Annotated in this window: 27 protein-coding genes; 11 read left to right on the top strand and 16 right to left on the bottom strand. The window is 45.0% G+C overall.

Annotated features, from left to right (window positions below; genetic code table 11):
* The first annotated feature begins 111 nt into the window (after positions 1 to 111).
* On the top strand, positions 112 to 561 hold the full coding sequence (locus tag RM811_RS21105; protein WP_402527999.1) for a ribosome-inactivating family protein: 450 nt from the start codon (positions 112 to 114) through the stop codon (positions 559 to 561).
* Here RM811_RS21105 and RM811_RS21100 read toward each other — a convergent pair.
* The 8 genes from RM811_RS21100 to RM811_RS21065 form a co-directional block, all read right to left on the bottom strand.
* Positions 548 to 1,504, bottom strand: a complete 957-nt coding sequence (locus RM811_RS21100; protein WP_402527996.1) for a type VI secretion system baseplate subunit TssG — start codon at positions 1,502 to 1,504, stop codon at positions 548 to 550. The two genes, RM811_RS21105 and RM811_RS21100, sit on opposite strands and share 14 nt — an antisense overlap.
* Complete coding sequence (gene tssF, locus RM811_RS21095) at positions 1,497 to 3,266, bottom strand: type VI secretion system baseplate subunit TssF (protein WP_402527993.1); 1,770 nt, start codon at positions 3,264 to 3,266, stop codon at positions 1,497 to 1,499. Before tssF ends, RM811_RS21100 begins: the two co-directional genes overlap by 8 nt.
* Positions 3,245 to 3,634, bottom strand: a complete 390-nt coding sequence (locus tag RM811_RS21090) for a GPW/gp25 family protein (RefSeq protein ID WP_402527990.1) — start codon at positions 3,632 to 3,634, stop codon at positions 3,245 to 3,247. The genes tssF and RM811_RS21090 overlap by 22 nt, the downstream gene beginning before the upstream one ends.
* Positions 3,635 to 3,650: 16 nt before the next feature.
* Positions 3,651 to 4,925, bottom strand: coding sequence for a type VI secretion system contractile sheath domain-containing protein (locus RM811_RS21085; RefSeq protein WP_402527987.1), 1,275 nt, complete (start codon positions 4,923 to 4,925; stop codon positions 3,651 to 3,653).
* Between the two features lie 7 nt (positions 4,926 to 4,932).
* Positions 4,933 to 6,438, bottom strand: a complete 1,506-nt coding sequence (gene tssC / locus RM811_RS21080) for a type VI secretion system contractile sheath large subunit (RefSeq protein WP_402527984.1) — start codon at positions 6,436 to 6,438, stop codon at positions 4,933 to 4,935.
* A 9-nt stretch (positions 6,439 to 6,447) separates the two neighbouring features.
* Positions 6,448 to 6,948 carry a type VI secretion system contractile sheath small subunit gene (gene tssB / locus RM811_RS21075; RefSeq protein ID WP_402527981.1) on the bottom strand — a complete coding sequence of 167 codons (501 nt, stop codon included), beginning with the start codon at positions 6,946 to 6,948 and terminating at the stop codon, positions 6,448 to 6,450.
* Positions 6,949 to 7,023: 75 nt separating this feature from the next.
* A complete protein-coding gene (locus RM811_RS21070) occupies positions 7,024 to 7,560 on the bottom strand; it encodes a type VI secretion system tube protein Hcp (RefSeq protein WP_402527978.1) in 537 nt (178 codons plus the stop codon).
* A gap of 276 nt (positions 7,561 to 7,836) precedes the next feature.
* The gene (locus RM811_RS21065) at positions 7,837 to 8,856 is read right to left on the bottom strand and encodes a hypothetical protein (RefSeq protein ID WP_402527975.1); all 1,020 of its coding nucleotides are present in this window, start codon (positions 8,854 to 8,856) and stop codon (positions 7,837 to 7,839) included.
* Positions 8,857 to 9,276: 420 nt separating this feature from the next.
* On the opposite strand from RM811_RS21065, the gene RM811_RS21060 reads away from it, so the two are divergent.
* The 7 genes from RM811_RS21060 to RM811_RS21030 all read left to right on the top strand — a co-directional run bounded on the left by RM811_RS21060 (position 9,277) and on the right by RM811_RS21030 (position 18,315).
* Positions 9,277 to 11,208, top strand: coding sequence for a type VI secretion system Vgr family protein (locus RM811_RS21060; protein WP_402527972.1), 1,932 nt, complete (start codon positions 9,277 to 9,279; stop codon positions 11,206 to 11,208).
* Positions 11,209 to 11,213: 5 nt separating this feature from the next.
* Positions 11,214 to 11,807: a DUF6931 family protein gene (locus RM811_RS21055; protein WP_402527969.1), complete on the top strand. Its 594-nt coding sequence runs from the start codon at positions 11,214 to 11,216 to the stop codon at positions 11,805 to 11,807.
* Positions 11,808 to 11,810: 3 nt separating this feature from the next.
* Complete coding sequence (locus tag RM811_RS21050) at positions 11,811 to 12,113, top strand: PAAR domain-containing protein (RefSeq protein ID WP_402527968.1); 303 nt, start codon at positions 11,811 to 11,813, stop codon at positions 12,111 to 12,113.
* Positions 12,114 to 12,328: 215 nt separating this feature from the next.
* The gene (gene tssJ, locus RM811_RS21045; protein WP_402527965.1) at positions 12,329 to 12,796 is read left to right on the top strand and encodes a type VI secretion system lipoprotein TssJ; all 468 of its coding nucleotides are present in this window, start codon (positions 12,329 to 12,331) and stop codon (positions 12,794 to 12,796) included.
* A gap of 18 nt (positions 12,797 to 12,814) precedes the next feature.
* The gene (gene tssK / locus RM811_RS21040; protein WP_402527961.1) at positions 12,815 to 14,158 is read left to right on the top strand and encodes a type VI secretion system baseplate subunit TssK; all 1,344 of its coding nucleotides are present in this window, start codon (positions 12,815 to 12,817) and stop codon (positions 14,156 to 14,158) included.
* Between the two features lie 16 nt (positions 14,159 to 14,174).
* On the top strand, positions 14,175 to 14,990 hold the full coding sequence (gene icmH, locus RM811_RS21035) for a type IVB secretion system protein IcmH/DotU (protein ID WP_402527958.1): 816 nt from the start codon (positions 14,175 to 14,177) through the stop codon (positions 14,988 to 14,990).
* Entirely contained in the window at positions 14,962 to 18,315 is a 3,354-nt protein-coding gene (locus RM811_RS21030; RefSeq protein ID WP_402527955.1) for an ImcF-related family protein, read from the top strand. The genes icmH and RM811_RS21030 overlap by 29 nt, the downstream gene beginning before the upstream one ends.
* Positions 18,316 to 18,362: 47 nt before the next feature.
* On the opposite strand, the gene RM811_RS21025 is transcribed toward RM811_RS21030, so the two are convergent.
* The 3 genes from RM811_RS21025 to RM811_RS21015 form a co-directional block, all read right to left on the bottom strand.
* Entirely contained in the window at positions 18,363 to 18,779 is a 417-nt protein-coding gene (locus RM811_RS21025; RefSeq protein WP_402527952.1) for a VanZ family protein, read from the bottom strand.
* Between the two features lie 17 nt (positions 18,780 to 18,796).
* On the bottom strand, positions 18,797 to 19,477 hold the full coding sequence (locus tag RM811_RS21020) for a pseudouridine synthase (RefSeq protein ID WP_402527949.1): 681 nt from the start codon (positions 19,475 to 19,477) through the stop codon (positions 18,797 to 18,799).
* Positions 19,478 to 19,554: 77 nt separating this feature from the next.
* Positions 19,555 to 19,752 carry a DUF2788 domain-containing protein gene (locus RM811_RS21015; RefSeq protein ID WP_402527946.1) on the bottom strand — a complete coding sequence of 66 codons (198 nt, stop codon included), beginning with the start codon at positions 19,750 to 19,752 and terminating at the stop codon, positions 19,555 to 19,557.
* Positions 19,753 to 19,932: 180 nt separating this feature from the next.
* Here RM811_RS21015 and RM811_RS21010 point away from each other — a divergent pair, with 180 nt between their 5' ends.
* Positions 19,933 to 20,295 carry a hypothetical protein gene (locus RM811_RS21010; protein WP_402527943.1) on the top strand — a complete coding sequence of 121 codons (363 nt, stop codon included), beginning with the start codon at positions 19,933 to 19,935 and terminating at the stop codon, positions 20,293 to 20,295.
* A 109-nt stretch (positions 20,296 to 20,404) separates the two neighbouring features.
* Positions 20,405 to 22,450, top strand: coding sequence for a hypothetical protein (locus RM811_RS21005; RefSeq protein ID WP_402527940.1), 2,046 nt, complete (start codon positions 20,405 to 20,407; stop codon positions 22,448 to 22,450).
* Positions 22,451 to 22,634: 184 nt separating this feature from the next.
* Here the strand turns inward: RM811_RS21005 and RM811_RS21000 are convergent, their stop codons facing one another.
* The 5 genes from RM811_RS21000 to RM811_RS20980 all read right to left on the bottom strand — a co-directional run bounded on the left by RM811_RS21000 (position 22,635) and on the right by RM811_RS20980 (position 25,331).
* Positions 22,635 to 23,246 carry a DUF416 family protein gene (locus tag RM811_RS21000; protein WP_402527937.1) on the bottom strand — a complete coding sequence of 204 codons (612 nt, stop codon included), beginning with the start codon at positions 23,244 to 23,246 and terminating at the stop codon, positions 22,635 to 22,637.
* A 74-nt stretch (positions 23,247 to 23,320) separates the two neighbouring features.
* Positions 23,321 to 23,788 carry a hypothetical protein gene (locus RM811_RS20995; RefSeq protein ID WP_402527934.1) on the bottom strand — a complete coding sequence of 156 codons (468 nt, stop codon included), beginning with the start codon at positions 23,786 to 23,788 and terminating at the stop codon, positions 23,321 to 23,323.
* Positions 23,789 to 24,093: 305 nt separating this feature from the next.
* Positions 24,094 to 24,660: an elongation factor P-like protein YeiP gene (gene yeiP, locus RM811_RS20990; RefSeq protein ID WP_402527932.1), complete on the bottom strand. Its 567-nt coding sequence runs from the start codon at positions 24,658 to 24,660 to the stop codon at positions 24,094 to 24,096.
* Complete coding sequence (locus RM811_RS20985; protein ID WP_402527930.1) at positions 24,620 to 25,048, bottom strand: DUF3301 domain-containing protein; 429 nt, start codon at positions 25,046 to 25,048, stop codon at positions 24,620 to 24,622. Before RM811_RS20985 ends, yeiP begins: the two co-directional genes overlap by 41 nt.
* Positions 25,049 to 25,142: 94 nt before the next feature.
* Positions 25,143 to 25,331, bottom strand: a complete 189-nt coding sequence (locus RM811_RS20980) for a hypothetical protein (protein ID WP_402527928.1) — start codon at positions 25,329 to 25,331, stop codon at positions 25,143 to 25,145.
* A 388-nt stretch (positions 25,332 to 25,719) separates the two neighbouring features.
* Between RM811_RS20980 and RM811_RS20975 the strand changes: the two genes are divergently transcribed.
* Positions 25,720 to 26,298: a hemerythrin domain-containing protein gene (locus RM811_RS20975; protein WP_402527927.1), complete on the top strand. Its 579-nt coding sequence runs from the start codon at positions 25,720 to 25,722 to the stop codon at positions 26,296 to 26,298.
* Positions 26,299 to 26,567: the final 269 nt, after the last annotated feature.

Below are 26,567 nucleotides of genomic sequence, written 5' to 3'. Positions count from 1 at the left end.
GTCGACTCAATACATGCCGTCAATTTACAGGCTTCGTCACTATATACGTGAAAACGGTGATCGCTATAATGTGCAGCCGATAGTCCGATAGTCATCGAAACTAATGAGGGGGTGTCTGTTCGGTTTTTTATCAATTTCGCCTTCAGTGCAAATACAAGCTATTCCAGTGTCAATGGTTCCTTATATACGCTTGGGTTTGGGAATCGGGCAGGTGTTTTTTGCTTTGACTTGGATGGTGACCTTTTGAGTGGCATTTCAGGTCCAAGAAACATAATGCAAAATATAGATGGTAGTTACCGATCTCTTGGATTTCTTCATGGTCTGCCTGAAATTGATTATGCGGATTTAATATCAGCTGTTGTTGAACTTTCTGAATTTAATGCAGATCGAGGTCGTATGAATGCTATACGTGGTAGTCTGGCGCGATTGATTATTGCTATTAACGAAGCCATACGATTTGATATGGTGGCGAATGCTATTGATCAGGTGATTAGAGGAACTCACTACAGGCCACCATGCCGACTTATTCATAACTGGGGAGGCTCTTTTATTGGTTCCTGAATGGGGTTTCAGTTAAAAGAACCTGAATGGTTTTATGACAGGCTTCAGGTCGTAAAATTTGATATTGCCCAAGTCGTATTCTACCTGCTGATAATACCGGAGCCTCAAGAAGGTAGCCGGGTAGTTCTGCGTAACATTGCAAATGAACACAATTCAGTAATAAGCTACCATAGTTGTATAAGCTATTGATCAACTGTTGGTTGTTCTTCAGTTTATACCACAGACTTTTGCTGGTAGCGTTGATGTTGATAAGGATCGTACATGGCATTTCATTGATGGTAATTGATCTTCCCAGTATCAACCCCGTTCCCAGAAGATGGTTGGCATTTGAACCAAGGTGCCAGCACAGATCCTGGCCTAGCGTATAATGGGACAAGTGACCCCGGCGTACTTTGATGGGTAAATTAAAATAGAACGATAAAATTCTCTCCAGGTCACCAATATAGGTTGTTTTTACTTTCAGGATAGAATGAAAGCGTAATAAAGCCTGGTTTGAAATCACACTGTCGGTAGATTGTGACAGGCCGTTGATATCCAAAAATGATCTGGGCCACTTTTCGGTATGGTTGAATCGCTCCAGCATCATGGGCAGTGATGCGTATTGATCTACCGCAAAGCGTTTTTCAAGAATCAACCCATTAAATAATTCAATAAAGGCAAAGAGACCGGACTGCTGTTGTTCAATGTGAACCTGTCTCAGTGCATCTTGAAAGTAATGGGGCATAATCCCCTTTGGACCGGTCAGACAGGGAAGGTTAGCGGTCATGGCTGTCTGGTGTTCGGTGGTTTCCAACGCGAACACTTCCTGATTCGACTGATGACTGTATAAAGAGGTTCGTATCCGGGGAAGTACTCCCTCTGTAGCAAGCAGTATTCTCAGAACTTGTCGGAACTCAAATCTTTCCGGGTGTTTGAGCAGGTAGTCTTTGATGGTTTCAGTCATCGGTAAGTACCGGGAAGCTTATTATTTTTTCACCACCGGCAGCACCGGACTTTAAACGAGCGACCATACGGCTATGGGTACCAATTGGACGCCAGAAATTCAGCACGTGTTGCAGCAGCTTTAACAGAAGGATTGCAGGAAGAGAGGTTAGTTTCAGGCAATTCAGATCTAAATGAAAACAGCTGCCGTGGCTGACATAATAACGGTTGTCAACTACGGTTGGCCGAAGTTCGTGTGACACCTCCAGTGACTCAATGGCGCGCAATAAATTACCAGATCCCCCCGAGTGTTGATGGATAAAAAACTGAAGTAATTGTTGCAATTTGCCGGCCTCATTCCTCCGGGTTCTGAAACTGCGTGTATTGAGCTGCAAAGTCGAGAGCAAGTCCCAGCTTGTTTCCGTTGATAGCAAGCCATCCCCTAATACCGTTGAAGTATTTTTCAACAGGGAAATCCCGCAGGGTAAAGATACGGTTATCGCTCTGACTTTAGAGGTTACCGGCAGGTTGCTGGCCTGTGGGTCATAGCAGAGACATTTTACTGCCAGTAATTTCCTGCCCGGATGATTATACCAGTCAGTATTTATGAATTGCAGATAGTCTGTGTTTTGATCCCGACTGAACTGCCAGCTCATTTCTGAATGGTCTTGTTCAAAAGATGAATGGAATACGGCTGATAATTCAACAGCCTGTTGAGGCTGGGTGATATCAGTGACCGAAAGTATTTCCCGTACCCGGGTATTTTGATTCAGTGGTCCCATCGATAGGGGAATATCATGGGTTTCATGGTTAATTTTGACCGGGTCGCTATGGACTTCATAAAGGTTCACCACCGGTGTACAGCCCAGCAGTAGAAGATCCGACCCGATTTCATCCCTGCTTTGATATATCTCATCCTCCAGTAACCACAAGATGTCCAGCGTCGTACCGTTTATTTTTTCGGTATAACCGGTGAGGTCAAGATGAAGAAAGCGAAAGAGTTCCGGAGCCTGAAAAAAATCCATTAGCAGGCGATGACTGTCGGAAAGTCCGGGGTCGGTTGGTAATAGACTGACATTGTCGGAAAATCTGGGCCAGGAGAGTCGCTCCAGTGGTACGGTGATGACCTGTTGATCACAGGCGATCAGGATACACTTTAACGAACTGAACAAGGCATCGAGAAACTCATCCGCCCTTAAAACATTGGGGTTTGCGTAGAACTCTACTCCCTGATCAAGGTACTCCCTGAGATCAGTGGTTAGATTGTTGCTTGCCAGGGAGACTTTCAGAGCTGAGCGTACTTCCGGTAATTGTTGAATAAAATTTTCAGGAAAGGGGGCTGAAAGGAGTTCAATACTGCTGATATGTACGGGTGTCAGGTTTACCGGTTTACAGGTTTGAAACCGGTATTTTCCTTTGTTGTGTATCAGCTCAAAAAATGAACCTTTGTTCAGTGTTTTTGCCTCTTTTAATTGACCCGTCTCAAATTTCAGAACCCCCAGTGAAGGAATGGGTTTGAGAAAATCAGGATAGAACAGTTGAAGGATCTGTCGACAGACTGACTCATAACCATCATCCAGTCGGATCTGAAGTTGTGTACAAAGCCAGGCAACCCCTTCCATTAGACGCGATATGTCGGGATCTGAGGGCATACCCTCGTTCACATCCAGTTGCCGGGCTGTCTCTGGCTGCTCGCTGGCAAACTCCCGGATTTTCGCCCGGAGTTTATGTAACTCTTTATCGTAGAGCCTGTTTTGGTGACTCAAGTTATCTGTAGATGGCATGGGTAACTGATCCTGAGCTGAATGCTCTGCTGGTCGGTACCGGATATTGACCCTTCGATAAAAAAGCTCAGAGTGTTTTGTCCATAATCCATATACACCGTTACCCTGTTCAGGCGAGGTTCATAGAGGAGAATTTTCTGCTCAAGGGTTTGCCGAAGGCGAGATTGGTCGTTAAGGTGAGTCTGGCAGCAAGGTATGCCAAAACCCCTGAGGCCTGTTTGCCTGTGGCCAGAATCAGGATGCCCGGCCATGATCGGTTTTTTGAATGGGGCTCTGGTGGATATAAGCGTCACCAGCGTGTAGATGATACTGTCCCGGATTTTGATATCGTCGTCATGGGTTGTCATGTTAATAAATTTTTCGAACATCTTTTTATCCGGCATTTTATCTGAGGGTGTGGTCAGGCAGAAAATCGTTAGATTCGCTTGATAATTGCAAATGGATTCTTAACGCATCCACTGTTAATCCCGGAGGTAAGTGCGGGAGTAATTCCAGCGTTGCCAGAAATTCACCTGGAGTAGCACTCCCTTCCTGAACCGACAATTTTGCCCATTTAAGTGGAGAAACCGCTAGCAGGGACATGTCTCTGATATCTGAGGAACAGCAGAATTGATCAAGCCACCGTTGCAAGTCACTGGCATACTCCGTGGCTGTCAGGGTTGTGCCTATCCGTTCACGGGTTTTTACTTTCAGATAATGGCCAAAGCGGCAGACAATCAGTAAGGGAGGCAGTGCCTGGCGGGATTCCTTCTCGCTGAAAAAACCAGTCATGGTCATGGAAAAAAAACCGGTTGTATTATCAAGCCAGCCGCTGGCCAGAGGCATGACACCAAGTCTGATGAAGGTTGATTCGACGGATTCCGTCAATCGAATTTCCGCCATGGAGCCAGGCTTGTCAGGTTGCTCCGGAAGTATTGCACCACATTTGATTCCCTCACCCCAAGCCTGTAAACCCGCAAACCAGCCATATTCATCATACTCCCTGAGTACCAGGGCAAGTAGCGCATAGCCACTGTGGCACCAGTCTGGTCTGGTGTGATGAAGATAAACCGGGGTCGCAGTCGCTGAGGTAACCTTGTAATTCCCGGGGGTAAAACGGGGCCAGGTGACAGCGAGAAAGCTGGCAGACGTTTGTTCTCTGACTGCCCTGAAACTGTCATAATCTGTATATGTGCCAAGCCTTTCCAATCTGCAGGCACAGCAGGACAGGGAGGGGTTTCCACGTTGCCACAGGTTGCCCATACCCAGAACCACCGGGCAGAGAGACAGTTCTCCCAGCTCAGAAAGTTTGCGTGTCAGCTCTGCCTGTTCAGAAGGGAGCTGGTTGAAAAACTCAAAGCTGTAGTCTGCCATCAACAGGCCAAAAGGTTCTCCACCCAATGTGCATAGCCCCTCCCGGTAGACTCTCTGATACAGCAGGCTTTGTGACAGGGTATCTGAACATTGCAGGTTCAAGCTTAACTCAATCTGAGAAACGTCCATGACTTTGATTTTTGTAGCACTGCATTCCTGTTGTTGCTGAACCAGCCAGTGCAGACCAGTCCATGTAGCCTTGAGTTCCATAAATGCAGCGGTATCGACGATCGCCTGAAGCTGACAGTCCAGCAGATCATCAATAGCTGCAATCAGATGGGACAGGTATATATCCGGTGATTTCATATCAACACTACGTAGACGGAATGGCAGCCACCGTTCTCAGGGATGCAGTCAGCTCTTCCATTTGCAGCCAGGGTCTGAGGTTGGCAACGACAAAATAACTCCCTGGTTTGCCTCTTTGTTCTACAACGGTGATCTCAGACTCCCGGAGTGGGCATCTTGCCCTGGCTTCATTGCCATTGGCATTGGGGTTGGTGTACTGGCCTATCCAGTTTTTAAGTTTATTTTCAACATCTTGAGGGGTCAAATTGGAACCAATATGATCCCGCCCCATCACTTTCAGGTAATGGGCAATCCGGCTACTGGCCATAATGTAAGGCAACCTCGCTGATATAGCGGCATTGGCAGTGATCTCTGGCTCAACATAGGTCTGCGCCTTCTGGGCGGTTTGGGCACCCAGAAATACAGCGTAATTCTGGCCTTTAAAATGCACCAGCGGGAGAAAACCGAGGTCACTGAGTTCCTTTTCCCGCTCATCGGTCAGGTTGACTTCCGAAGGACAGAGCTGGAGGCGGTCGCCTGACCGTGAGAGATAGGTGAAGTTTGGCAAGTTCTCCACCTTGCCACCATTTTCAACACCACGAATGGAGGTGCACCAGCCAGACTGGGTAAATGCACTGGTCATATTCAAAGCCAGTTCATAGGCTGCGTTGGTCCAGACAAAGTCCCGTTTATGATCCAGTTGGGAAGCCCCATCTTCGCTCCGGGACAGCTCCTCAAAATTGAATTGCTTTACCGGGTTGCTCTCGATTCCGTAAGGAAGCCTGCCCAGGACACGGGGCATAGTCAATGTGACATACCGGGCATCATCACAGCTTCTGAAAGCATTCCATGACCCGTAAAGCGGGTCATCAAAACCGGTAGCGACAGGTCTGCCTGAAGCCAGATCAGTAAAGGAAGATAATTCGAACATCTCAGAGGGGGTAGCCGCTACAAAAGGACAGTGGCTGGCGGCGGCTACTTCAGCGAGATAACGGAGCAGCGTAATATCCTGATCACCGTAGCTGAAATACATATCTCCCACCAGCAGGCCATAGGGCTCACCTCCTGCTGTACCGAACTCCAGCTGATAGAACGTATTGAACAGTGGGCTGCGATCCACAGACGGAGCATTCTCAAATTGCGTTAACAATTCTTCCTGCGAGGCGTCAAGGAGCTTCACTTTCAAGCTGGTACCGAGCTCTGAGTTACGTACCAGCTTTTGCAGTCCAAGCCAGCTACCCTCCAGCCGGCGGAACTCAGGACACGCCATAATAGAAGACAGGTGGCGTGAAATGATGCAGTCAATATTGGCCACGGCATCACTGATCGTATGAGTCAGGTTTCCCATCCACTTCAGGCGGCCTTTTTTGAACTGAATAACGAGGTTGATGACCAGTGATTTCAGATCATCCTCATTACTTTGTCCCCGGTTCGCCTGAAGGCACACCAGAACACCGTTAGCAAAATTATCAGGGACATTTGTTTCAGCGAGGCTGGTTTCAGCGAGGCTGGTTTCAGTATCAGTATCACTCATGACAATCAATTACTCCTTACCAATATCCAGTTCATCTGCCAGTTTTTCCATCAATTCATTATTGCCGATCACTTGCCTCAGGGCCTTTTCGAGATCTCGGCAACGATCAGACTTGCCAAGCAGTGACTTCAGGCGGTTTCTGGCAGTGAGCAGTTCATTCAGGGCAGGCACCTGTTGCACAATGTTGCCGGGATCAAAGTCTGCCATTGAGTTAAAGGCAAGCTCACAGGCAATGGCAGCGCCTTCTTCTTCAAGGGTGTTTTCTACTGACAGGCTGAGCACTGGACCAAGTCTTGATATTACCTGATCAAAATTATCCTGATCCACCCGGATAAACTGCCGGTCTTCAATGGGGTCTTTCTGGTCATCAGGACGGTGGCCTGAGAGATCGGCAATTACCCCAACCACGAAGGGCAGCTCTCGGCTTTGGGTGGCTCCATCGGTATCAATATCGTAAGTTATACTGACGCGATTTTTATGGACGCGTTTATGTTGAGAATTCAGGGGCATTTTTATTAATCCACGTAAATTTGAAAACAGATTCAGACCATTTAATAAGCAGTCAGGTAGCGGTTATTCAGCTTGTTATGTCACTGTTGATTCTGCAGATGCTTTCTTGACATCATAGGTAATCAGCCCACCTGCTTTTAATTCGCCTGTCGATGTTTCAAACCAGTGTTTTATGTGGAATATGCTATAGGCTATGTGATATTGAATGTTCGGTATGCCTTCAGAACCGGTCATACAAAAATAACTGAGCCGAGCTTCTTCCAGAGTCACCTGTAGATACACTTCAGGCCCCTGGTTCGCGTCTCGTTCAGGCTTTGTACCAATGAGGTACAGTGTTCTACCCTGCTTACTGGGTGCCAGTAACAGGGATAATATGTTCTCATATGCACCGCTGAGCTGTTTGTCTATTCTGAATTCATGCATCATACAGATACCGGAATCCATATTATGTTGATTGCCAACATCCATGCCTATTGATCGGGAGGCGCCAAAGTTAAACGACTGTATTGCAAACCAGCCAGCAGTTGGCAAACCATCACCACCAACAAATTTTTCCAGAGTGGCTGCTCCAGTTGGTGTTGAATCTTTAATATTCATATAAAAAGTTGCCATAAATAAACCCTTGTCCAAGGAAAATGGAAGTTAGAAGTCATTGGTTCAGCTTTTCTGGATAGGATGTGACAATTGGTCGTTATCCAACCCAGTGCGCGCGAAGTGTTGCATAAACCCATCAGATTATTTTAAAAGATCAGTTAATACCTCCCATGAAACTGTTATTGATGTTAAAAAATATAGATAAGATTTAAATAGACGTTGTTATGTTTAATATTTAAAGCATGCGATGATATGCAATAGACTGATTTTGTTAAATCTGTTTCCTGTTTCTGGTCAATCATCGGGTTTTTCTATAATTAATGCTGTATCAACCATGCCGAGCCTTCGACAGATATCCTGATGTAACTCCTGTTGTTCTCCGGTCATCCTGAAGAGTAGTTCAGGAAAACTCAGGTCCAGCCAGTTTAGTGCTGTTTCCAGTTGCCAGGAAACCGGACTATGAGGTTCGGTCTGCCGAAAAAAGGTGATCAGATTCTGCAGGTTGTCCCTGGCAAAATCACGATTCATTGTTTTTGGATGCCCTGAAGATGCTTTCTTGTCGTCACCCAGGCAATCGGCTGTTATTTCTTCCTCAGCGGACTGCTGAGTGGGAAGGCATTGGCTGAGTACTGTTATAGTGTCGCTAATTACTGATTTGATTTTTTTAATAGGTAAAGTCCGGCCGAAGCGGTTGAAATGCTCTGGAAGCTTATCCAGAGGAACAGCAAGCGATTGCAGGCTGTTAAAGTTGTCAGTAGAAAAGCTGTCTGGTGAGTGCTGTCCCGGACTGTCTGCCTTGATTTCCCTGAGGGACAGGTTATTCAATAGCTTTGTTTCCATCATCGGGGACAACAGTAGTGGTTCTGTACTTTTATCTGAGACCATAGCGGCAAGACGATCGAGTGATTCATTAAAGGACTTCTGAATATCTCCGCTTAAATCGACAGGTGTCTGTTCGAGGCAATGATCAAGTAGAAGAAAAGAAAAGGAGAATGACTGCCACATGGATTCCGGAATATAAAGACTGGTGTATGCCAGCCAGCCCAGCCATTCCGGAGACCACAGGGCATTATTATTCATAATGGTTAACAGCCAGTGGTGGCATTCCTGCCAGGCGCCGAACAGGTTCTTTCTGAGGATGACTGCCGCTTCGGCGTCGGGCTCCTGTAACCAGGCCCGGCTAGCCGAGTTTGCCTCTGCAATCAGTTTACGAAAGGCACGGTATTCACTGGCGCTATTTAACAGATGGGGAGTGCCTGAGTCTGCCAGGAGCGGACAAAGCGATGAATATAGTTTTTCATTCAGGATGATCATAGCGCTACTTGATCCGGATCCGAAAATAAGTGTTTGTTCAGTTAAGAAACTAAATTTTAAAAAAAGTTCAAATATTCAGGATAAATTTTCATAATTCAATCTGGTTTGGAGTGATTTGAATATTATTCCTGTTTTAAATGTGTATACCGTTTGTTGCTGCGATAAATTTTTTAAAATGATTGGTTTTTCGGTCAGTGAGCATCTACTGTTGTCTAGTATGTCAGGTAGCCTCTTCAAAAAATCTACCACTACCCTAGGCTAGGTGGTGTTTGCGGCAGTCGACGTATAATAAAGCAGTTGCGAAAACTGCTATAACACAAAGTAGTTAACCAGGTGGAATTGAATGAAAGATAAATGGTTAACTACTTCAAGAAACCAAACGACAGTCGTGTTAAGAAAATAACTTTGGGCGTTTTGTGAATGAGTACTGGTTTTTTAGCTGACAATAGGTCTCTTGTTGCTGAAGATGATTCTGGTAACAAATATGTTGCTATTAAAATGGAAGTCAGCGAGAAACTGAGTGAGCCGTTCCACGTTAGTGCGACAGTATTGGTAAACAGTAATATTAACAGTAGCGATCTGCTGGGTGGTTTTATAACGTTCAGTTATCGTCCGGGTTTTGAAACGGATCGCAGGACTCGATTTATTATCAATGGTAACGTAACTGGAATCCGGGTTTGTTCGAAGGTAAGCGGGGAGGTTACATTGGAAATAGAACTAAGACCATGGGTTTCATTGCTGAGGTTGAGAAAAAATTGTCGGATTTTCCAGAACAGTGATATCAGGCAAATAATTGAGCAGGTTTGTATGGATTATAAACTTGATACATCAATACAGTTTGTTGATTGTGATGATATAGAGCCTCGGGTATTTTGTGTCCAGTATCAAGAATCTGATCTCGAGTTTATATGCAGGCTCTTAAGCGAAGAGGGTAAGTACTACTATTTCACTCATGCTGATGGTAAGCACACAATGGTGGTAGGTTCAGATGCTCGTTCTTTTACGGAATTCAACGGGGAGCCTGTTGAGTATGGTGAGCAGGCGACGGATAAAATCAAAAGCCTGCGCAGGTGGAATGTCGATCTTAATGCCTACTATGGTGGTGAAACTATCGTTACGGGATATAGCCGGGAACAGGCTTCAGTTATCAGTAGTTTGCTTGCACGGTCAGCCAGAGGGGCGGGAGTTATTACCAATAGTGGCAGTACTCTTTGGAATTCCCGAATAGATAATCAGTCATTAGCCGATCAGGTTGCCCTGAATTTTGTGAATGGGGAGTATACCAATCGTGTCAGTTGCACAAGTTCATTAACGGGACTGCGTTCTGGTACGAAGTTTGAATTGGTCTGTCATCCTGATACTGCTCATCAGGGTGATTATTATGTTGATCAGGTGACTCATCAGTTTCATTGTACTGTGACTGAGAAGTCTGCAGACAGACAAAAGGAATATTGCAATACTTTCACCTGTATTAAGGCTGACTATCCTTTTGTCCCGCCAGTCCTTGGCAAACCGGGAATTAACGGTATACAAACAGCGACGGTTTCAGGATCTGACGGTCAGGAGGTTTTTCACAATGAGAAGGGATGCATTAAAGTTCGTTTTCATTGGGATAGCTCTGAAATAGAAGGGGATCAATGTTCCTGCTGGGTTCCGGTGGCTCAATCACTGGCAGGTACAGGTTTTGGAGCCAGTATCTTACCTCGTGTCGGACAGGAAGTGGTTGTCAGTTTTATTGATGGCGACCCTGATCAGCCCGTGGTTATAGGTAGCCTTTATAATGGCCTCCACCAGATGCCTTATGATGAAGGCAGCCTCACAGGATTTAAGACTCTTTCCATACCGGATGGAGTTGAAGGACACGAGGTCAGGCTTAATGATACAAAGGATGGTGAAGAATTTTACATTAGAAGCCAGAAAGACATGTTGCTTGAAGTCGTCAATGACATGGTCTCTTCTGTGCTTGGTAATCAAACCATGAACATCGAAAAGAACGTATCGGTTTCATCCGGTTCTGATGTAAATATCGAAGCCAAATCAAACGCCAGTTATTCATCAGGTTCCGATACCACGATAAAGGGACAAAATATATCGGTTGAAGCGAGTTCAGGTATTACTCTGACCTCCGGTAATAGTAAAATCAGTATTGATCCCTCAGGTGTTAGCATAAACGCTGCACAAGTAACTATTCAATCTGATGTTATGACAGACATTAATGGCAAGATGGTGAATATTAGTGGAGAGATGGTAGATGTAGCAGGAAAGATGGTGACTGCCAGTGGTGATATCTGTGTTAGCTTGAATAGTGATGGAGTATTTATTATTAATGGCAAGTTAACAATGGTTAATTGATTTTTATGAGTGCTTTATTGTTTGATGACTTGCCCAGGATTCTTGAGCTCTATGATTTCGATGAACATATTGTTGAGCTGGCACAAGAGGTGAAAGTGAATGAGCCGGGTTATCTTCTGTCCAGTTTGTTAAAAGACGATCATTTTGGATCTGCAGTCAGTTTTTTGTCTCATTGTCTTAAGAAAGACTTTGCAATTGCCTGGGGGTACGCTTGTCTGATTCATGTTCCCGTATCATGGAGTCAACAAGAGATGGATGTTCTTGGGAATATTAAATCGTGGTTACGGGAACCGACGGACAAGCATCGCCGGTTTCATGAAAAAAATCTGCATTCTTTGGGTGTAAAATCACCGGTGGCCTGGCTGGGGCAGGCGTTATTCTGGAGTGGTGGCAGTATTACTCCCGAAGATGCACCGGATGTCAGTCCCAGTCCCGGCTTGTTGGGACAGGCTATATCCGGGGCTGTTCAACTGGCAGGGCTGGTTGAGGATGGCAGCCACAGCAGTAAGCTCTACCCTCGATTTATCAATTTGGGAATCAGGGTAGTGGAGGGTATGCAAAAGGATGAATTACTATCACTTAAACTGGTCGGAGTTTAGTTTATGATGCCTGCAGCACGTGTTCTGGATATGCATATGTGTCCTATGATAACGCCCGCTCTGCCCCCGATACCTCATGTGGGTGGGCCTGTTATGCCATCGCCTTCACTTCCCACAGTGCTTATTGGTTGTATGCCTGTGGCTGGTGTTGGTCAGCAGTGCTTATGTGTTGGCCCACCGGATTTTATTGTTGGATGCAGTAAATCAGTGTTGGTGAATAAACTGCCTCTGGCCAGAATGGGCGATTCCACAGCCCATGGCGGTGTTATAGTCATGGGTTGTCCGACAGTACTGGTAGGCGGTTAAGTTGAAAGGAAAGAGCAGAAGAACTTTTCTCATTATTTAATAAAAAAGATTTGAAAAATATTTTCTAATTATTCCGTTTTGTCATGAGATTTATTTTTTTGTTCGGTATTTCATTGAATTGTTGTTTTTTTAATAAAAAGCGCTTGCCTGTGTATTATTTATTAAATCCCTGATAATGATTCGATTGCTATGAGCTTTGTAAGTTCGGAGGACCTATGGTCAGGTATGCTATCAAGTTATTAATGATCTGGTTGTTTTCCATGCTGGCTGGTTGTATCAGTGGTTTGGCACCGGAAAGAATAATCAAAATTAACATAAAGGCCAATGAACAGTTAAATTCATATTTGGGCGTTGAAAGTAATCCTGTATTTATCCAAGTCTTACAGCTAAAAAATGTTGATAGTTTTCAGGATCTGGATTTTACACGATTATACAATGATCCTGCAAAAGCACTTGGGGAAGGTATGGTTTATCTTGCTCCCCCCTTTCCAGTTAAGCCCGGTGAAATTATCACTAAAATTATCAAGCCTGAAGCAGATGCTCGATTTATCGGATTGCTTTATTTCTTTAACGATTTCGAAAAGGCTACTACACGTCATTGGTTTCCTGTTCGTACTGACAAAAAGCAGTGTTTAAATCTTTTTTTGAATAACACACTGGCGGTAATGGAAAAGTGTAGCTAAATAGTCGTTTTTTTTAATGTGCGTCGTTTTTTCTTGCATTTTTGGAGTATTACATTGAAGCATTATCCTGTGTGCTGGCTTGAAGGTGCTTTTATGACACCACAGCACTTTCAACAGCAAAATCGATTCACGCAATACCTGGGGGGGCAGTATTATGAGCTGATTAACCCGGGTTGTTTTGGTTTTTCTTCATTGGAAATTGATGTGGAGTTGCTCAGGTCAGGGAAGTTATGCATCAGGTATGCTAAAGGGATATTGCCCGATTACACCCCTTTTCTTATAGATGCTCCCATAGAGACCTCTGTTGCACCGGCAATCAGTGATGCTGTGGTAACGCTTGCGTTGCCAGTCATCCGGGATGGTAGTTCAGAAATTGGTGATTCAACAAAAAGCCGTTATCAATTTTATTCTAAAGATCTGGTTGATAGTGTACGTCCCGATGCACCCGCTGCGCACGTGGATATGGCCCGTCCAAATTTTCAATTAAAAATTGGTAATGACTCTTCAACAGGTTATGTGAGTCTGAACGTGGCTCGTATTAACCATGTTGATAGCAACGGTGCTATTCAGTTGGATAGTAGCTTTGTTCCTTCTGTCATAAATTTGCAGATTTCCCGTTTTGTAATGAACAAAGTGGAAGAGCTGTTTGGCAGAGTCAGCCAGGTGGCAAGTGCTGTTGCCTGCAGACTGGATAGTGGTAAGAAGTTCAAAAGTGAGCATTCATTATTGCAGGATCGTTTATGGAGTATGTGTTTTGGTCAGTGGCAGGCACGTCTTGCTGTTTTGATGCCCCGTCCCTGTCTTTTTCCACAAGAGCTTTATCAAGAGCTCTTCTCCATGCTTGGGGGGCTGGCGGGCTTGACTGGCTATGAAATACCAAAGCCAAGGGTGCTCCACCCGGATTTGCTGGGTGAAGTTATGCCAGAAGTATTCGAACAATTGCTTAATGCTATGGATGTATTCTCTCGTGACTCCGTAATGGAAGTACCCTTTGACCACTCTGTTTTCGAAAGGGAGAGAATTCTAATAGCTGCCTTACCAGCAGCGCTTGGGGCTAATGTCCAGTGCGTTCTTTCTATTGAAGCTTCAGGTGCTGATTCCGGGTGGCTGATGACCAATATACCCAGGTTTGTGACGGTGGCTCCGCACAATCAGATTCGATCACTATTAAAAACAGCCATGTCCGGGCTCAAGCTGACACCTTTGGCGATGCCTCCCATAGAGTTGTGTTTACCGAATTGCCAGACTTTTATCGTAGATTTCAGCGATCACTCAATAATCGACTGCACGCATCTTGCTCTCCATTTTGATATACAGCTGGGTGATCCGGAAGCCAGGCTTTTCATGATTCAAACAGCTTGAGGTGTCTATGTTTGATATGGTTGAAATTATACATCATGCAAGGGAAGACAATGCTCAATCTCACCCACCGGAAAAAGAGCTTGATTCCATAAAAGGTATGATACCCATTGATACCGATAATGTGCTTGTGGGTGGTGCATTGCCGCTGTTGGCCTTAATCAATGCGATGGAACGGCTCGAATCCCCGGCCAGTATTTCCGGTTATTACGATTGTATCTTGCGCGAGCTGCAGCACTATGAGAATAAGGTGCAGCACCCGGATATCAAGCAGGCTGCTCTTATTCTTGCGGCAACGCTGGATGAGCTGACCATGGCCACATCCTGGGGGGACAGTTCCTGGGTGGGAGAAACACTCTGCAGCCGTTTATTTAACAGAAGAGATGCAGGCAAATACGCCTTTGAGATTATTGATGAATGTCTCAAATGTTCTGATAAACATATGGAACTGTTATTTCTTTCCTTTATCTGTATCAAGTTTGGTTTTAAGGGGCAGTTCAGTCATGGCAAACGGGAAGCTCTGAATTCACTTCAGGTGAATCTGTATCATCTTTTCATAAAAAATGGCCTGTTACAAAAACTGAAGCTGGGTTTCAAATCACCTCAGACTGAATGTCAGCCGTTAAAAACATTTCCCTGCCGACGTTCACTATTGTTCTTTTTGGGGGCTTTGGTGTTTTTATTTATTACCGGAGGAACCTGGATCTTTAGCCAGAAAAATATTGGTATTGTCTCGCTTGAAGATGCGCGAAATGTGACAAGCCAACCGTCTGAAGGTTATCAACTGTCCACGATGGAAAATATCCATGAATTCTTATTTAATAAAAATTATTAAGTTAATTTGCTTTATTATCGGGATTGTTTCTTTTATCCCTCTGGCCGTGCTTGCATTGTTTTTTGGCTGGACGAGCGCTTTTTTTTTTCTGGCCGTGGGGGGGGGCATTTTTCTTTGTGTCGGATTGTTACTTACCTTCTATGAGAGGCGGAGAGAGCTCCGTGATCGGGAGGTCTATAGCTATGTATCCGCTTTTCTAGCGAAGGAAATTACCCGGGGTAGTCGATACAATCGGCCATTATTTTTGGTATTTTCTGATAATAACCGGGCTTTGGACCAATTTTTCAATACCATGGAACTTGAGTTGTTTATGCCTCAGGTTGCTAAGGATAAATTCGTAGAGGCCTGGTACGGGAAACAGTGTCTATTGCTCCATGTCAATAAACTGGAGGCGCTGGGAACTCCAGGCTGGAATACCATGCTTACTCTGGTGAAGCAAAGCCGGCCACGGCAGCCTTTTAATGGTGTTCTGGTGGATTTTCCATTGGCGATTCTCTCCCTGAGCCCGGAACAGCAGGATACCTATTTTGACTGTGTCTATAAATATACCTGCCATGTAGTCTCGTCATTACAGCAAAAGCTGCCAACCCTGTTTATGCTTTCCGGTATGGCTCAGTTAACCGGGTTTGATGCGTTTTGTAAAAGTCTGCACCGGGATGAGCTTGCCTGTACGTTAGGGGCTATTCGGCCAAAAGATAGTCCTGCGGATATGGAGCACTGGTTTAACTCATCCTGGCAGAAGTTCCTTCAGCAGATATATCTTCGGCAATCTGAATTTATTGGACTGATTTACGACAGCAAAAAGGCAAATGAAAGCATAGATATTCTGTTTCAAATGTCAGTCCTTGGGGATCAAATGAAATCGTTTATCACTCGTTATTCGGAAGCCATGCTAACTAAGGGGGTGGATATTGCCGGGTATTTTATCTGTCCGATAAGTAGTGGCGACAATAACCGGTGTTATGATTATGTAACCACCTATTGTCAGTCCCATTTCTCTTCAGGTGGCAGGGAGAATTTCGGAACGGTCAGTGCTGAGTATCATAATGTATTTCTACGGAATATTTTTCAGCATTTTCTTATGCCGATTGCTGCCAGGGCTGGCGTGAATAAAAAAGCTCAATTTTGGTATCATTTTTTTAGTGTGAGTGGTTACAGCTTTTATTGTCTTTTTCTGTATCTTGCAGGCCTGTGGTTATATGACAATTATATGGCTGAAAAAGATATAAATAATATGACAAGGCAGGTTGTCCGGGCTTACAAATCCAATACCGATCTTCTGGTGCGTGATAAGGGTATGATTGGCTCACTGCCAGTTATGCTGGAGAAGCTTAATTCTCTGGTAGACATGCTGGAAGAGTATAAGCAGACACCACAGATTTTAATGGCCAGTCGTTTGAGCCACAGCTCTCTGCAAAAAATGCTGCATGACTATTACTATGAGCAGCTGAGGTTAAGGCTGGCACCTTATCTGATTAGTGCTTTTTCTAATTCACTGAAACTTCAGGTTCAAAAGGAAAGTGTGCTCGGGATTTTTGAAAGTCTGCGGCTTTATCTGATGCTTTTTGATTCCTCCCAGCTGGCAACCAGTGAGTTGATAGCCCGTTCCTTGTCCTTACTGGTAGAATCTGCTGGTCTGAATCGGCTATCTGCACATAAACTGGAAAAACTGTTGCAGGATTATTTTGGCTTGCATGATTATGTCTTTTATGCGCCGGATCTGGCTTTGATTTATGGGGCTCGAGGCAAGTTGCAAGGTATGACGGAAGCTTTTTTGGTCTACAGTCGCATCAAGGTAATGCAAAACTTCAAGCAAACAATTCCAGTCGCCAATATAATGGGGCCCCATTTTAATGATGTTTTTGTGATAAGTAATGAATCCTCCTGTAACAAGGATCAGTCTGTGCTTTTTACCGCAGGAGGATGGCATAATCATTTGTTGTCCCCTGATTCACCACTGATTATAAGCAGTATTCAAGATAACTGGAGAACGCAGGGAATAAATGATGAGGTTTCTCTGGAAGTAGCCGCCAGCACAGTTGATTCTGTGAAAAGGCGTTTTGCCCAGGAATATATCGCACATTGGCATAATATTATGAGATGTATTCGTTTACGCAATGCTGGTTCTATCAATGAGCTTACCGATATAGTGACTTTTCTTGCCCGGTTGGGGGTGTCTCCAATGACGGATGTTTTGAATGCTGTTAAAGCCCACACACTGTTTCAGGTGGTCGTCAGGGAGAATAGACTTGGCAGCGAAGAGGGCTCAACAAACGAAGGTAACGATTTCCTGACTCAATATAATTACTTAACTGAAAGCTACAATCATGATCGATTTTTGGCTTCCGCGTTTACTGATTATCACCGTTTGGTTGACGACAGCAATGGCTCGGAATTTTCTCGCAACTTCCACAAACATCTGGAAGAGGTTCTTGAAAATCTTATTCATTTAAGAAGTGCTGATAACCCTATGGATATTGCTTTCAGGCAGGTTCGGCAGCTGGTTATTGGGCATCACCCTGTGCAGGCGCTTTCGTTGTTGGCTGAAGGACAACCGCTGGCAGTCCGACAATGGATCAAACAGCTGATTTCACAATGGGGGAAATTATATTTTCGACTGGCTAAACAGTATATAGAGAATCAGTGGTTGAAAGAGCTGGTGACTCCATGGCATCAGTCAATTGCTGGTCGATTTCCGGTTTATGGCAATAGTGCCCAGCAGATAGATCTTGATACATTTCAGGCAGTTTTCGGGCCAAACGGTTGGATAGATGCTTTTCATTCCTTTTATATCAAGCCTTTTCTGGTCACCAGCAATCGTCTGTCGCTTTCAGAGAATGAAAGCTTCCGTTTTACCCCTGAGGCACAGACTTTTTTTAACCGTGCTGAAGTCATCCGGAAATTTTTCTTCAATGGGACTGGAGAGCAGGTAGATGGTTCATTAAATATCAGGGTATTATCGTTAAGCTCAAATTCTACTCATTATCAGCTGGATGACGGATATAATGGAGTCGTGTATCGCCATGGTCCGTCATTGTGGCAGAAAAGTGATTTACACGTTGGGGATGATGAGCGAGTACTAACCTCATCATTCCATGATGCAGGCCAGCAACAGAGTGTTAAAACTTACTCAGGTCCATGGGCATGGATCCGATTTATGCGTGAATCGGTTCTGGAAAAGGGTAATGATAAAGCGGTCATCCTTCGTCATACGCAGGGGCATCATCAATCCACGATAAGTATTAAAGCAACTTCTGGCAAGAACATTGAAGCCCTGATGACCAGTTTTAAGCGTATTTCCATACCTGAGTCCATCTTCCTTTAGGGTTCGCATGGGTCACAAGAAGCCCTCACTATAACCGCCCTGCCGATTTAGTGGTGGGAGTGTGTCACTATCCGCTTTTCCTGATGTTTATATTTCCAGCGAATTCGTAATACCGGTGTTATCTTCCATAAAGGGGTTAATGCCCAGTACATGAATATGCCAACGCAGTTCGCCACTATATCCCAGAAGGAAGGGTGTCGATAATCCGTCAGGGATTGCAGGCCTTCAATATAAATACCGTACAGGGCGGCAATAGCTGCTGTTTTTAAATTAAAAGCATATTGATACTGAAAGCTATCCATAAAACCTGAAATAACCAGAAAGGCCATCAGGTGGGCTATTTTGTCAGCAGCGATGGGTAGCTTCCAGAATGTCAGTTCAATGCCCCGAATAGTGTTAATGGGCAGCAGTGCCAGAATGGTGATGACAATTAAGGTGGTGGCTAATGCGATTCTGCTGATCAATAAATAGTGCTGCAGAATTATCGCTTCCAGCGAGGGTGTTTTCCTGATGTTTTCCACTTCACATTATGTTCTTTATTTTTCATGAGTTTGCTTTTTAGTGAAGCAGGGATTTCCAGCTCACGCCACTGGCCAGGCTGGAGACCTTCAAGATGCCATGAGCCAATCTGGCTGCGGATAAGCCTGAGCGTTGGGTGACCGACAGCGGCCGTCATTCTTCTGACTTGACGGTTCCTGCCTTCTTGAATGGTTAACTGCAGCCAGCAATCTGGCACCGATTTTCTTTCTCTTATTGGAGGTACTCTTTCCCAACTATCAGGAGGGGCAATAATGTCTGCCTGAGCGGGAAGTGTGGGGCCGTCGTTTAAAACTACTCCGGTACGGAGGTTGTCTAAAGCCTGAGAGTCGGGAATTCCTTCTACCTGAACCCAGTAGGTTTTGGGCATTTTATGTTTTGGTGAAGCAATGAGGTTCTGTAGCTGGCCATTATTGGTCAGTAAGAGCAGTCCTTCACTGTCTCGATCAAGCCTGCCAGCGGGATAGATTCCAGGGATAGGAATGAAGTCTTTCAATGTCTGTCGGCCTTCCTGATCAGTGAATTGGGTGAGAACGCCATAGGGTTTATTGAGAAGGAGTAATCGGGCTGGCTCGGAAGGGCCTGACTTTCGGGAAGGGCGGGAGGAAGGTGCTGATGCCTGCATGGGTTAATCGCTGATTGAATAAAGCAGAACTATAAGCGCAGGAGCGGCCATCGACCAGACTGTGTTGAACACACCCATTAAAGAATGACTTCAACCACCAGAGTCTTGATGACAAATCCCAGAACGCCAAGGCCCAGGGCTCCGAAAAGTACAAAAGTACCCCATTTACCCGCATTAGACTTTTTGGCCAGGTCATACACGATAAAGGCCATGAATAAAACCAGGCCACCAATCAGAACCGGCATCATTAACGTTTCAAATTCCGCAACGTCCATAGACCCCCCTGCTATTTTGCCAACATTGTAGGCACTTTAATGCCCGCTGGCTAACTCCCCGACTGGGTACCCATCAAAAAGTTAAAAATAGCCACTGCTCTACATTGATTTGGACTAGTGCCGACATAGGTATCCAGAGAGTTCCATAACCGGCTGGCTACAGATTAATCGGAGGCGACTATGGCCGTAAAACTCAAGCTGGTGGATATCACCAAGTTGAAAATAAATAATTATCTGGCTGTCGAACAGTCTCAGGCCATTATCCGTGAAGCGAAGGTCATGCTGGATAAACAGGAAGAGTTTATGAAAAACGGAGGGATGGACCGGCAAAAGCTCCGTGCGTTTATTAACAGCGATTTATGGTCCTCCCGGCAGAAGCAGAAAGCCAGAGAGGAGCTGCTTAATTTCCATGATGAACTAAAAAATAATATGGCCAATGAGGCATCTGCGAAACGAAAGGAGCTACGGAGTGCCAGCCGCCTTTTGACACAGCGAAGGGTGAAAAAAGCAACCACAGCGAAAAAACGTTCCGGTTATGTATAGGCAGGAGCTGCTCATAGTTAGCTGAGATCATCAGGTTTTTTTCTGAAAAGCTATCAGCTCAGACAGGCTCAATAAAACAATAACTACTGTTTTCAGGGATGAAACCAGCATGAACTCAATTAATGGTGTAACTACCAGTAATGATGTAACCACACTTAACCCTGCAGAAATGAGCCAGCAGGATTTTATCTCTGCTGTCTATCTTGAGCGTGGCGAGATGCTCGATTCGGAAGTCCGCAGGATCATCGGCGAAATCGATAAAAGCAATGCGATGGTCAATACCGTCAATACCTTGCTGGGCAAAGCCAATCTGGCTGAGTATGGCGCAAGCAGTTACAGTGCCACGACCTGGACCGCTAATGGTGGCGACATTGTTTTGGATAATGGCTACGGGCTAAAGGTACAGCCGGATGGTAATGGGGGTACCAGTTTTGTCCTGATTGATGCTGAAGGAAATCAGTTACTCTACCAGAGTCAGACACTGATCCCTGTGCCGGCCGGAACCACTGTCGATGCGTTACAGGTCGGTATACCGGTCATGAGCGATATGACCATGATTCTTGACGATGGCACCGAAATTACTTTCAAGACCAATGCGCCGGATACTGCGTTTAATGCTGCGGATTTTTCTGGTGGCCTGGCGGATATCACCTCAATCATTATTACCCGGGATAACCAGGGGATAACCATTAGCAATCTGGACAGTGATGCTCCCGTTATTTCAGCGCCAACCGTGGAAACGCCAACAGCACCGGCGACGAATAATGCGGCTACGCAAACGGAAACCGTGACTGTCCCGGCAAATTATATGGAAGCGTTTGTGGCGTATAACGCATCCGATAAGGAGAGCGTTGTCACCAGTCAGGTTGGCCCTAACTGGAAGGAAACGTGGTTGCCAGTGCTGCAAAGTAAATCGCCTGCCGAGCAGGCAGCTTTTTTACAAGAGATCAAAGATGCGGGTGGTATCAATGTTGACTGGGATGTGTGGGAGCGATCTAACGGAGATGATCATTATACTCAAACACAGACCTACTCCCCCCATTACGACGAGAACCTGTCACAGTTTTTTGAAAGGATGATTGATCGATCCGCTGAAGATTTCAGGGAATATATAATCGATGCGGAAAGCGGGGGTATTAGTATTGAATCGGTTCAGGTCAGAGTAACCCCCCCCGTCTATTCATTTGAACAAATAATACCGGCAGGAGATAAAACTACCCACTCCCATGGCAGTATCAGTTCGACCTATAGTCGGGATTATCACGGCGATGACGATTACGGCAAGTTGAGCCATGATTTTTCCGCTGATATGGCCCAACAAATGAAATCAGATCTTCACGGTTTAACACCAGAGCAAGAGGCAGCCCTGAAAGAGAAACTCCAGAACGAAGCTGTGACCATTGACTGGCGTGTAGAAGAATCAGATGGCCTCAGCAATGACAACTATGACAAATCCTACAACTTTCTAATGGTTTCTGGAGAATCTCTCCATGAATATATAGATCGAATCACCTTTCAATCCGGGCACAGGGTACGGGATAACATACAATGGGATGATGGTGAAGAAGATATTAATATTGATCTGGTGAGAGCGGATATAACCTTTCCAGCCTTTGATTATGATGTGTACGAGGGCGGAGCAGCTGACGAAAGTACCAACGATCCCAGACCCATTAACGAACACTCCTATGACACCAGTAATAATGATGGCCATATTCTTTTGGAATCCGGAGGGCTTCACTCATGGGAATACGGTGGTGTTAACACCAGTCACCTGACTCAGGTGAATCCCAATGATGGCGATGATCGGGTGGATGGCTATTTTGCCCGTAAGCTGGCCTTTAATCAGGGGATTGCCAATGAGTATGCAGCTACTAGCCCGTTCCTGACCCAGAAGGAAATTGACCTTCTGACTCAGGAGCTGAAAATGTCTTTCAGTGACGCCAGCGGCACAGGTCACCTGACACCGGAAGAGTGGTCAGCACTGAAAGAAAACCTGGTTAATGTCAGGGATAACCTGAACGGGAATAGTCAGTTACAGACCGTTCAGTTGCAAAGGGCGATGCTGACCTACAATCAGAATTTTGATGCCATGTCCAACGCCCAGCAAAAGATATACTCCCTGCTCAGGGATATTATTTCCAATATAAAATAGTGTCAGTTGAAAAAAATGCAGCGAACGCAACAAGCCTTGCCAGAATTGCCCTGTGCGGGTCTTTTGGTCGCAATAACACAGTCATTTCTCTGTTTTCAAAGGGATGTATTGTGTTTGGGACTTGCATAAAGGCAGCTTGAGCCTTGGATCATAACAACGAATGTTGCGCTCGTTGCGGTTTAAATCAAGAGTCAAGGCTTATGCCGAGTTGGCTGATACCGTCATTAGCAGAGAATATGCTGAGTTTTCTGGTGAATTCCTTTGACGGGTTTTTCTGCTGGCTAATCATGTTGATCAGCTCCGCTATGAAGCTCAGCTGGATCTCAAAAAGCTCATGCTCTTCAATATACTGAGTTAGCTCTGTACCGTTCAGATCAGGGACTTCAGTATATTTTATGAATTTGCCAATGGTATTGAGTGAAAGGGTTAAGGCGCTGGCCGTTTCATCAACAGAGGCTTTCATGGCACAGTGAATGGTGCAGTGGAGGCCAACCGTAAAATCCAGCGCTGGCTGAACCCCAAACATATCAAAATCTTCAATAGCGGGTGTATTCTCATCAAGGCGTTCGAGCAGACGTTCAAAGTTTTTTGATGACTGGAGTCCAGCGGTGTAGTCCCACAACATGGTAAGACAGTGTCTTACTTCCGCAGGGTCTCCAAACTCAGTCAGTTCTGCAAAAAGGGCGAAATTTGGCCACGCTCTCTCAGTGGCGGCGGTGGCCAATGCGGTTAGTTGCCATGGGGCCAGTGATTCGATTTGACGATGATATTGAGCGTACAATTTGCGGGTATTCAATGACTATTACCAGATGGGATGATGCCGATGGGATTTTAACAGCTCTTGACCATGACGGCATCATTTGTCCGGGTTTATATTGCCCAGGTGAATTCCAGCTGTACTGATTTGAAGTCGTAGTCGGAGTTAAATTCAACAGAACCTCCGTTAGATAAACAACTGGTAGCGGTAATTTGTTCGGTTTTTAATCGAATATTTCCGCAGTCGCCAAAAGAGTAGCGAGTATTCTTTTTTATAAAATTAATGCCTTCTCTGATATCGTCGCCCAGACCCATGCTATCCAGGCCATAAAGAATGGCGGAACCCGCTACCTGGTTTCTGACTTTATCGGGGTCGTCAATCGTTTTATAAAGAAATGAACCTACACGGTCTTCATTAATGTGTTGCTGTTCTTTAAAAGAGAATGCAGAGTCTGAGTAGGGCGTATTGTAATCAACTGACGCAACTATATGCTGCTCAGCATGGAGATAAGATGCAAAGCTCAGGGCCAGAGTGATATTAAATACTTTAATAATATTTTGAGCTGATTTTATTATATTCATGGACTTCTTCCCTGGGTTGTATTGTTTATGATTTTTTATTTTCTATAGAGTTTTTCTCTGATGTTGGATTGCTTAAATGGTTGTTTAGTTCACTTTAATTAATCTAACGGCTTTCAATTCGAAAGGATTGTTTGAAATACATATCAATATATTAGGAGGGTAATTAGTAAAAGTATCTGAAACAAAAGTCTAATATTTCGAATAGTTATAATTGATTGGGTGCTCTTATTAACTATTAGTAATTAATAAAGAGTTTGTTATTGGGGAAAGTTTTCCGAAGGGGGACTCCGGAAAACGGTTTGAAATCAGGCCCGGGACATGAATTTCCCGGTTTCTGTATTGATTTTAATGATTTCGCCGTTACTGAGGTATTCCGGAACCTGAACTTCCAGGCCAGTACTGAGCCTGGCTGGTTTGGTTCTTGCTGCCGCGGAGGCACCTTTTATACCCGGCGTAGTGTCGACAATTTCCAGTGCTACGGATGATGGCAGGTCGATAGCCAGTAGCTGGCCCTCAACAAGGATGGCGGTCAGTCCTTCCATATTATCGACAATATAAAGAAGCTGTTCTTCAATGGTGCTGGCATTGACCAGATATTGGGTGTAATCCTCAGAATCCATAAAGGTGCATTCGTTACCTTCCCGGTATAGCAAGGTTACTGCCCGTCTTTGCATATCAACATTGGCCAGCAGGATATCACCGGTCAGTGTTTGTTCCAGCTTCTGGCCGCCAGGGACCGAGTTGAAACGAATTTTATATAAGGTTTGAGCGCCTCGGGCTGAGGGGCTCTTGGACTCAACCTGACGAACCTGATAATACAGGCCTTCAATTTCAACGATCTGGCCTTTTTTCAGTTCTCGAGCGTAAGGCATTGGATTCCTCAGAGTAGGTTGTATGCATATAAATACGGTTTGAATGATGGCTTTCTGGTCCATGGCTGTTCTGGCCTGGATCACTGTGTTCCGGGTAGTCAAGTTCAAGCATTTGCAGCCGTTGTCCGGATAATCGGATAAATCCGTTTTCCCGGCTCTGACCATCGAGCGTGAACTCAAACCGGAAAGAGCGCTCAATGACCATCTGGCCTGAAAAGCCACGCCGGATTCTGCTCCGGTAGCGGATCACAGAATCATCCAGAAACTGTACTTCCATATCACGGCAGGCCTTTTTGCCATAAGCAACAGCCGTCTCTTTTGCTTTGGCGGTATCAAACCAGTAATAGAGAAGGGCGAAAAGCAGGGTTATCCAGAATAAAGCATCCATTGCGGCATTTTAAATTGATTGTTTCAGGTAATAAAGGGAACAGTGAAATGAAACACAGCTCCATGCACATGGGGCAGATGAAACCAGGGGGCATTCAATGCAGATGTCGTGGGTTTCTCGATTTTCCAACCACTTTTCCTTTACTGTCGAGAATTTTTTCCCGGGAGTCCACTCGATATATCTGCCTCAGATACTCTTTCTCAATGGCTTTCTCATCGATGAGGGGTTTGATATCAACTCCGGCATATTCCAGATATTCAAGCATATACAGGGGGTTAGGCACATTAACCTCCGAACCAGTTACAATTTTCGCGGTAGCTTACCTGCCATGCTGACCCTTTTTGTTGATGCAGGGCATGAAATGAACTTCTTGTTATGAAAGTCTTTTGTAAGCGGGTTTGAGAATGGCTGGAGTAATACAATAAGAGCAACAGATGAGATTACATTTGTCGTCTATCAATTTGGTAGAAATAAGTACATTGTATGCTTAAGGCTGGTTTGAGTGGCAAACGCGGTTAACTCAAACATTCTTCAAAAGAGCCGGAATAAGGAATGTTCCAGAGTAATATTTACAGGGTTAGTCGGTGCAAAATTGACTCATATCAATACTTGAAATTAACAGGCCTTATACAACAGAGTGTTTAAATAATAATATCCAAGGGAGAAGCTATATGGCGACTGTGATTGACCGGATTATTAAGGACCATCAGCATATGGCACGTCTACTGGACTATCTGGATTACGAAGTATCTGGCTACCGGGAAGGCCGTGAGCATACCCCTCATCTGAACATCATCATTGAAGCGCTTGATTATCTCCATAACTATCCGGATGCATTTCATCATCCCCTGGAGTCAAGATTGATGGCCAGGTTGAGGCCTCGACTGGCTAACAAAGAACAACGTCTTCGGTTTGACATGATTGAGGAGCAACATAAGCAGATTACGGCAATGACCCAGAAGCTGGTGGAGTCATTCAACACCGTTGCCTCGGATCACGTAATGCCCATTAATCTGCTGTTGGCTGAATATACGCTTTACAGTGAGCTGCAGCGGGAACATATGGAATTGGAAAACAAGTTTATGATCCCGGCGATGCAATCATTATTGACTACGGATGATCTGGTACTGGTAGATGATGATCTCAAGCAGATGTCTGACCCTCTTTTTGGCTCCCATTTGTGGGAGGCATACGAAGGCCTCTATCGGTATGTTATTGAACGGGAAAGTGCTCTTGAAGAGGTAGTTTGATATTCACTGTCATTAATACCGTTATCTCATTTCAGCGCCTGCTCGCTTCGTCTTGCCCCGCAGGGCAGGATGGCTTGCTTGCTCTTATAGCTAGAAGGCGGTAATTGTATAAGTTCAAGGATGATTGAGGTTTCGCTGTCTGCCAGCATCCTGTGCCGGAACCTGGAAAGCGAAAAAAGGATGGATCGTGAAAAAAGGAATGACATGGATTGTTGTTGGCTTCTTCTGGTTACAGGTTAATACCTTACAGGCGGTAACGGACTCCCCCG

The sequence above is a fragment of the Endozoicomonas sp. genome (genome assembly GCF_031844845.1).
In the GTDB taxonomy this organism is placed as follows: Bacteria; Pseudomonadota; Gammaproteobacteria; order Pseudomonadales; family Endozoicomonadaceae; genus Endozoicomonas.
Note: the sequence above shows the minus strand (reverse complement) of the source record. Positions and strands in the feature narration are given on the sequence as shown.

What these genes read in the sequence shown, in the direction of transcription:
- RM811_RS21100 (WP_402527996.1), bottom strand. Translation starts at nt 1,504, where the DNA reads ATGACTGAAACCATCAAAGACTACCTGCTCAAACACCCGGAAAGATTT.
- tssF (WP_402527993.1), bottom strand. Translation starts at nt 3,266, where the DNA reads ATGCCATCTACAGATAACTTGAGTCACCAAAACAGGCTCTACGATAAA.
- RM811_RS21090 (WP_402527990.1), bottom strand. Translation starts at nt 3,634, where the DNA reads ATGTTCGAAAAATTTATTAACATGACAACCCATGACGACGATATCAAA.
- RM811_RS21085 (WP_402527987.1), bottom strand. Translation starts at nt 4,925, where the DNA reads ATGAAATCACCGGATATATACCTGTCCCATCTGATTGCAGCTATTGAT.
- tssC (WP_402527984.1), bottom strand. Translation starts at nt 6,438, where the DNA reads ATGAGTGATACTGATACTGAAACCAGCCTCGCTGAAACCAGCCTCGCT.
- tssB (WP_402527981.1), bottom strand. Translation starts at nt 6,948, where the DNA reads ATGCCCCTGAATTCTCAACATAAACGCGTCCATAAAAATCGCGTCAGT.
- RM811_RS21070 (WP_402527978.1), bottom strand. Translation starts at nt 7,560, where the DNA reads ATGGCAACTTTTTATATGAATATTAAAGATTCAACACCAACTGGAGCA.
- RM811_RS21065 (WP_402527975.1), bottom strand. Translation starts at nt 8,856, where the DNA reads ATGATCATCCTGAATGAAAAACTATATTCATCGCTTTGTCCGCTCCTG.
- RM811_RS21060 (WP_402527972.1), top strand. Translation starts at nt 9,277, where the DNA reads ATGAGTACTGGTTTTTTAGCTGACAATAGGTCTCTTGTTGCTGAAGAT.
- RM811_RS21055 (WP_402527969.1), top strand. Translation starts at nt 11,214, where the DNA reads ATGAGTGCTTTATTGTTTGATGACTTGCCCAGGATTCTTGAGCTCTAT.
- RM811_RS21050 (WP_402527968.1), top strand. Translation starts at nt 11,811, where the DNA reads ATGATGCCTGCAGCACGTGTTCTGGATATGCATATGTGTCCTATGATA.
- tssJ (WP_402527965.1), top strand. Translation starts at nt 12,329, where the DNA reads ATGGTCAGGTATGCTATCAAGTTATTAATGATCTGGTTGTTTTCCATG.
- icmH (WP_402527958.1), top strand. Translation starts at nt 14,175, where the DNA reads ATGGTTGAAATTATACATCATGCAAGGGAAGACAATGCTCAATCTCAC.
- RM811_RS21030 (WP_402527955.1), top strand. Translation starts at nt 14,962, where the DNA reads ATGAATTCTTATTTAATAAAAATTATTAAGTTAATTTGCTTTATTATC.
- RM811_RS21020 (WP_402527949.1), bottom strand. Translation starts at nt 19,477, where the DNA reads ATGCAGGCATCAGCACCTTCCTCCCGCCCTTCCCGAAAGTCAGGCCCT.
- RM811_RS21015 (WP_402527946.1), bottom strand. Translation starts at nt 19,752, where the DNA reads ATGGACGTTGCGGAATTTGAAACGTTAATGATGCCGGTTCTGATTGGT.
- RM811_RS21010 (WP_402527943.1), top strand. Translation starts at nt 19,933, where the DNA reads ATGGCCGTAAAACTCAAGCTGGTGGATATCACCAAGTTGAAAATAAAT.
- RM811_RS21005 (WP_402527940.1), top strand. Translation starts at nt 20,405, where the DNA reads ATGAACTCAATTAATGGTGTAACTACCAGTAATGATGTAACCACACTT.
- RM811_RS20995 (WP_402527934.1), bottom strand. Translation starts at nt 23,788, where the DNA reads ATGAATATAATAAAATCAGCTCAAAATATTATTAAAGTATTTAATATC.
- yeiP (WP_402527932.1), bottom strand. Translation starts at nt 24,660, where the DNA reads ATGCCTTACGCTCGAGAACTGAAAAAAGGCCAGATCGTTGAAATTGAA.
- RM811_RS20985 (WP_402527930.1), bottom strand. Translation starts at nt 25,048, where the DNA reads ATGGATGCTTTATTCTGGATAACCCTGCTTTTCGCCCTTCTCTATTAC.
- RM811_RS20975 (WP_402527927.1), top strand. Translation starts at nt 25,720, where the DNA reads ATGGCGACTGTGATTGACCGGATTATTAAGGACCATCAGCATATGGCA.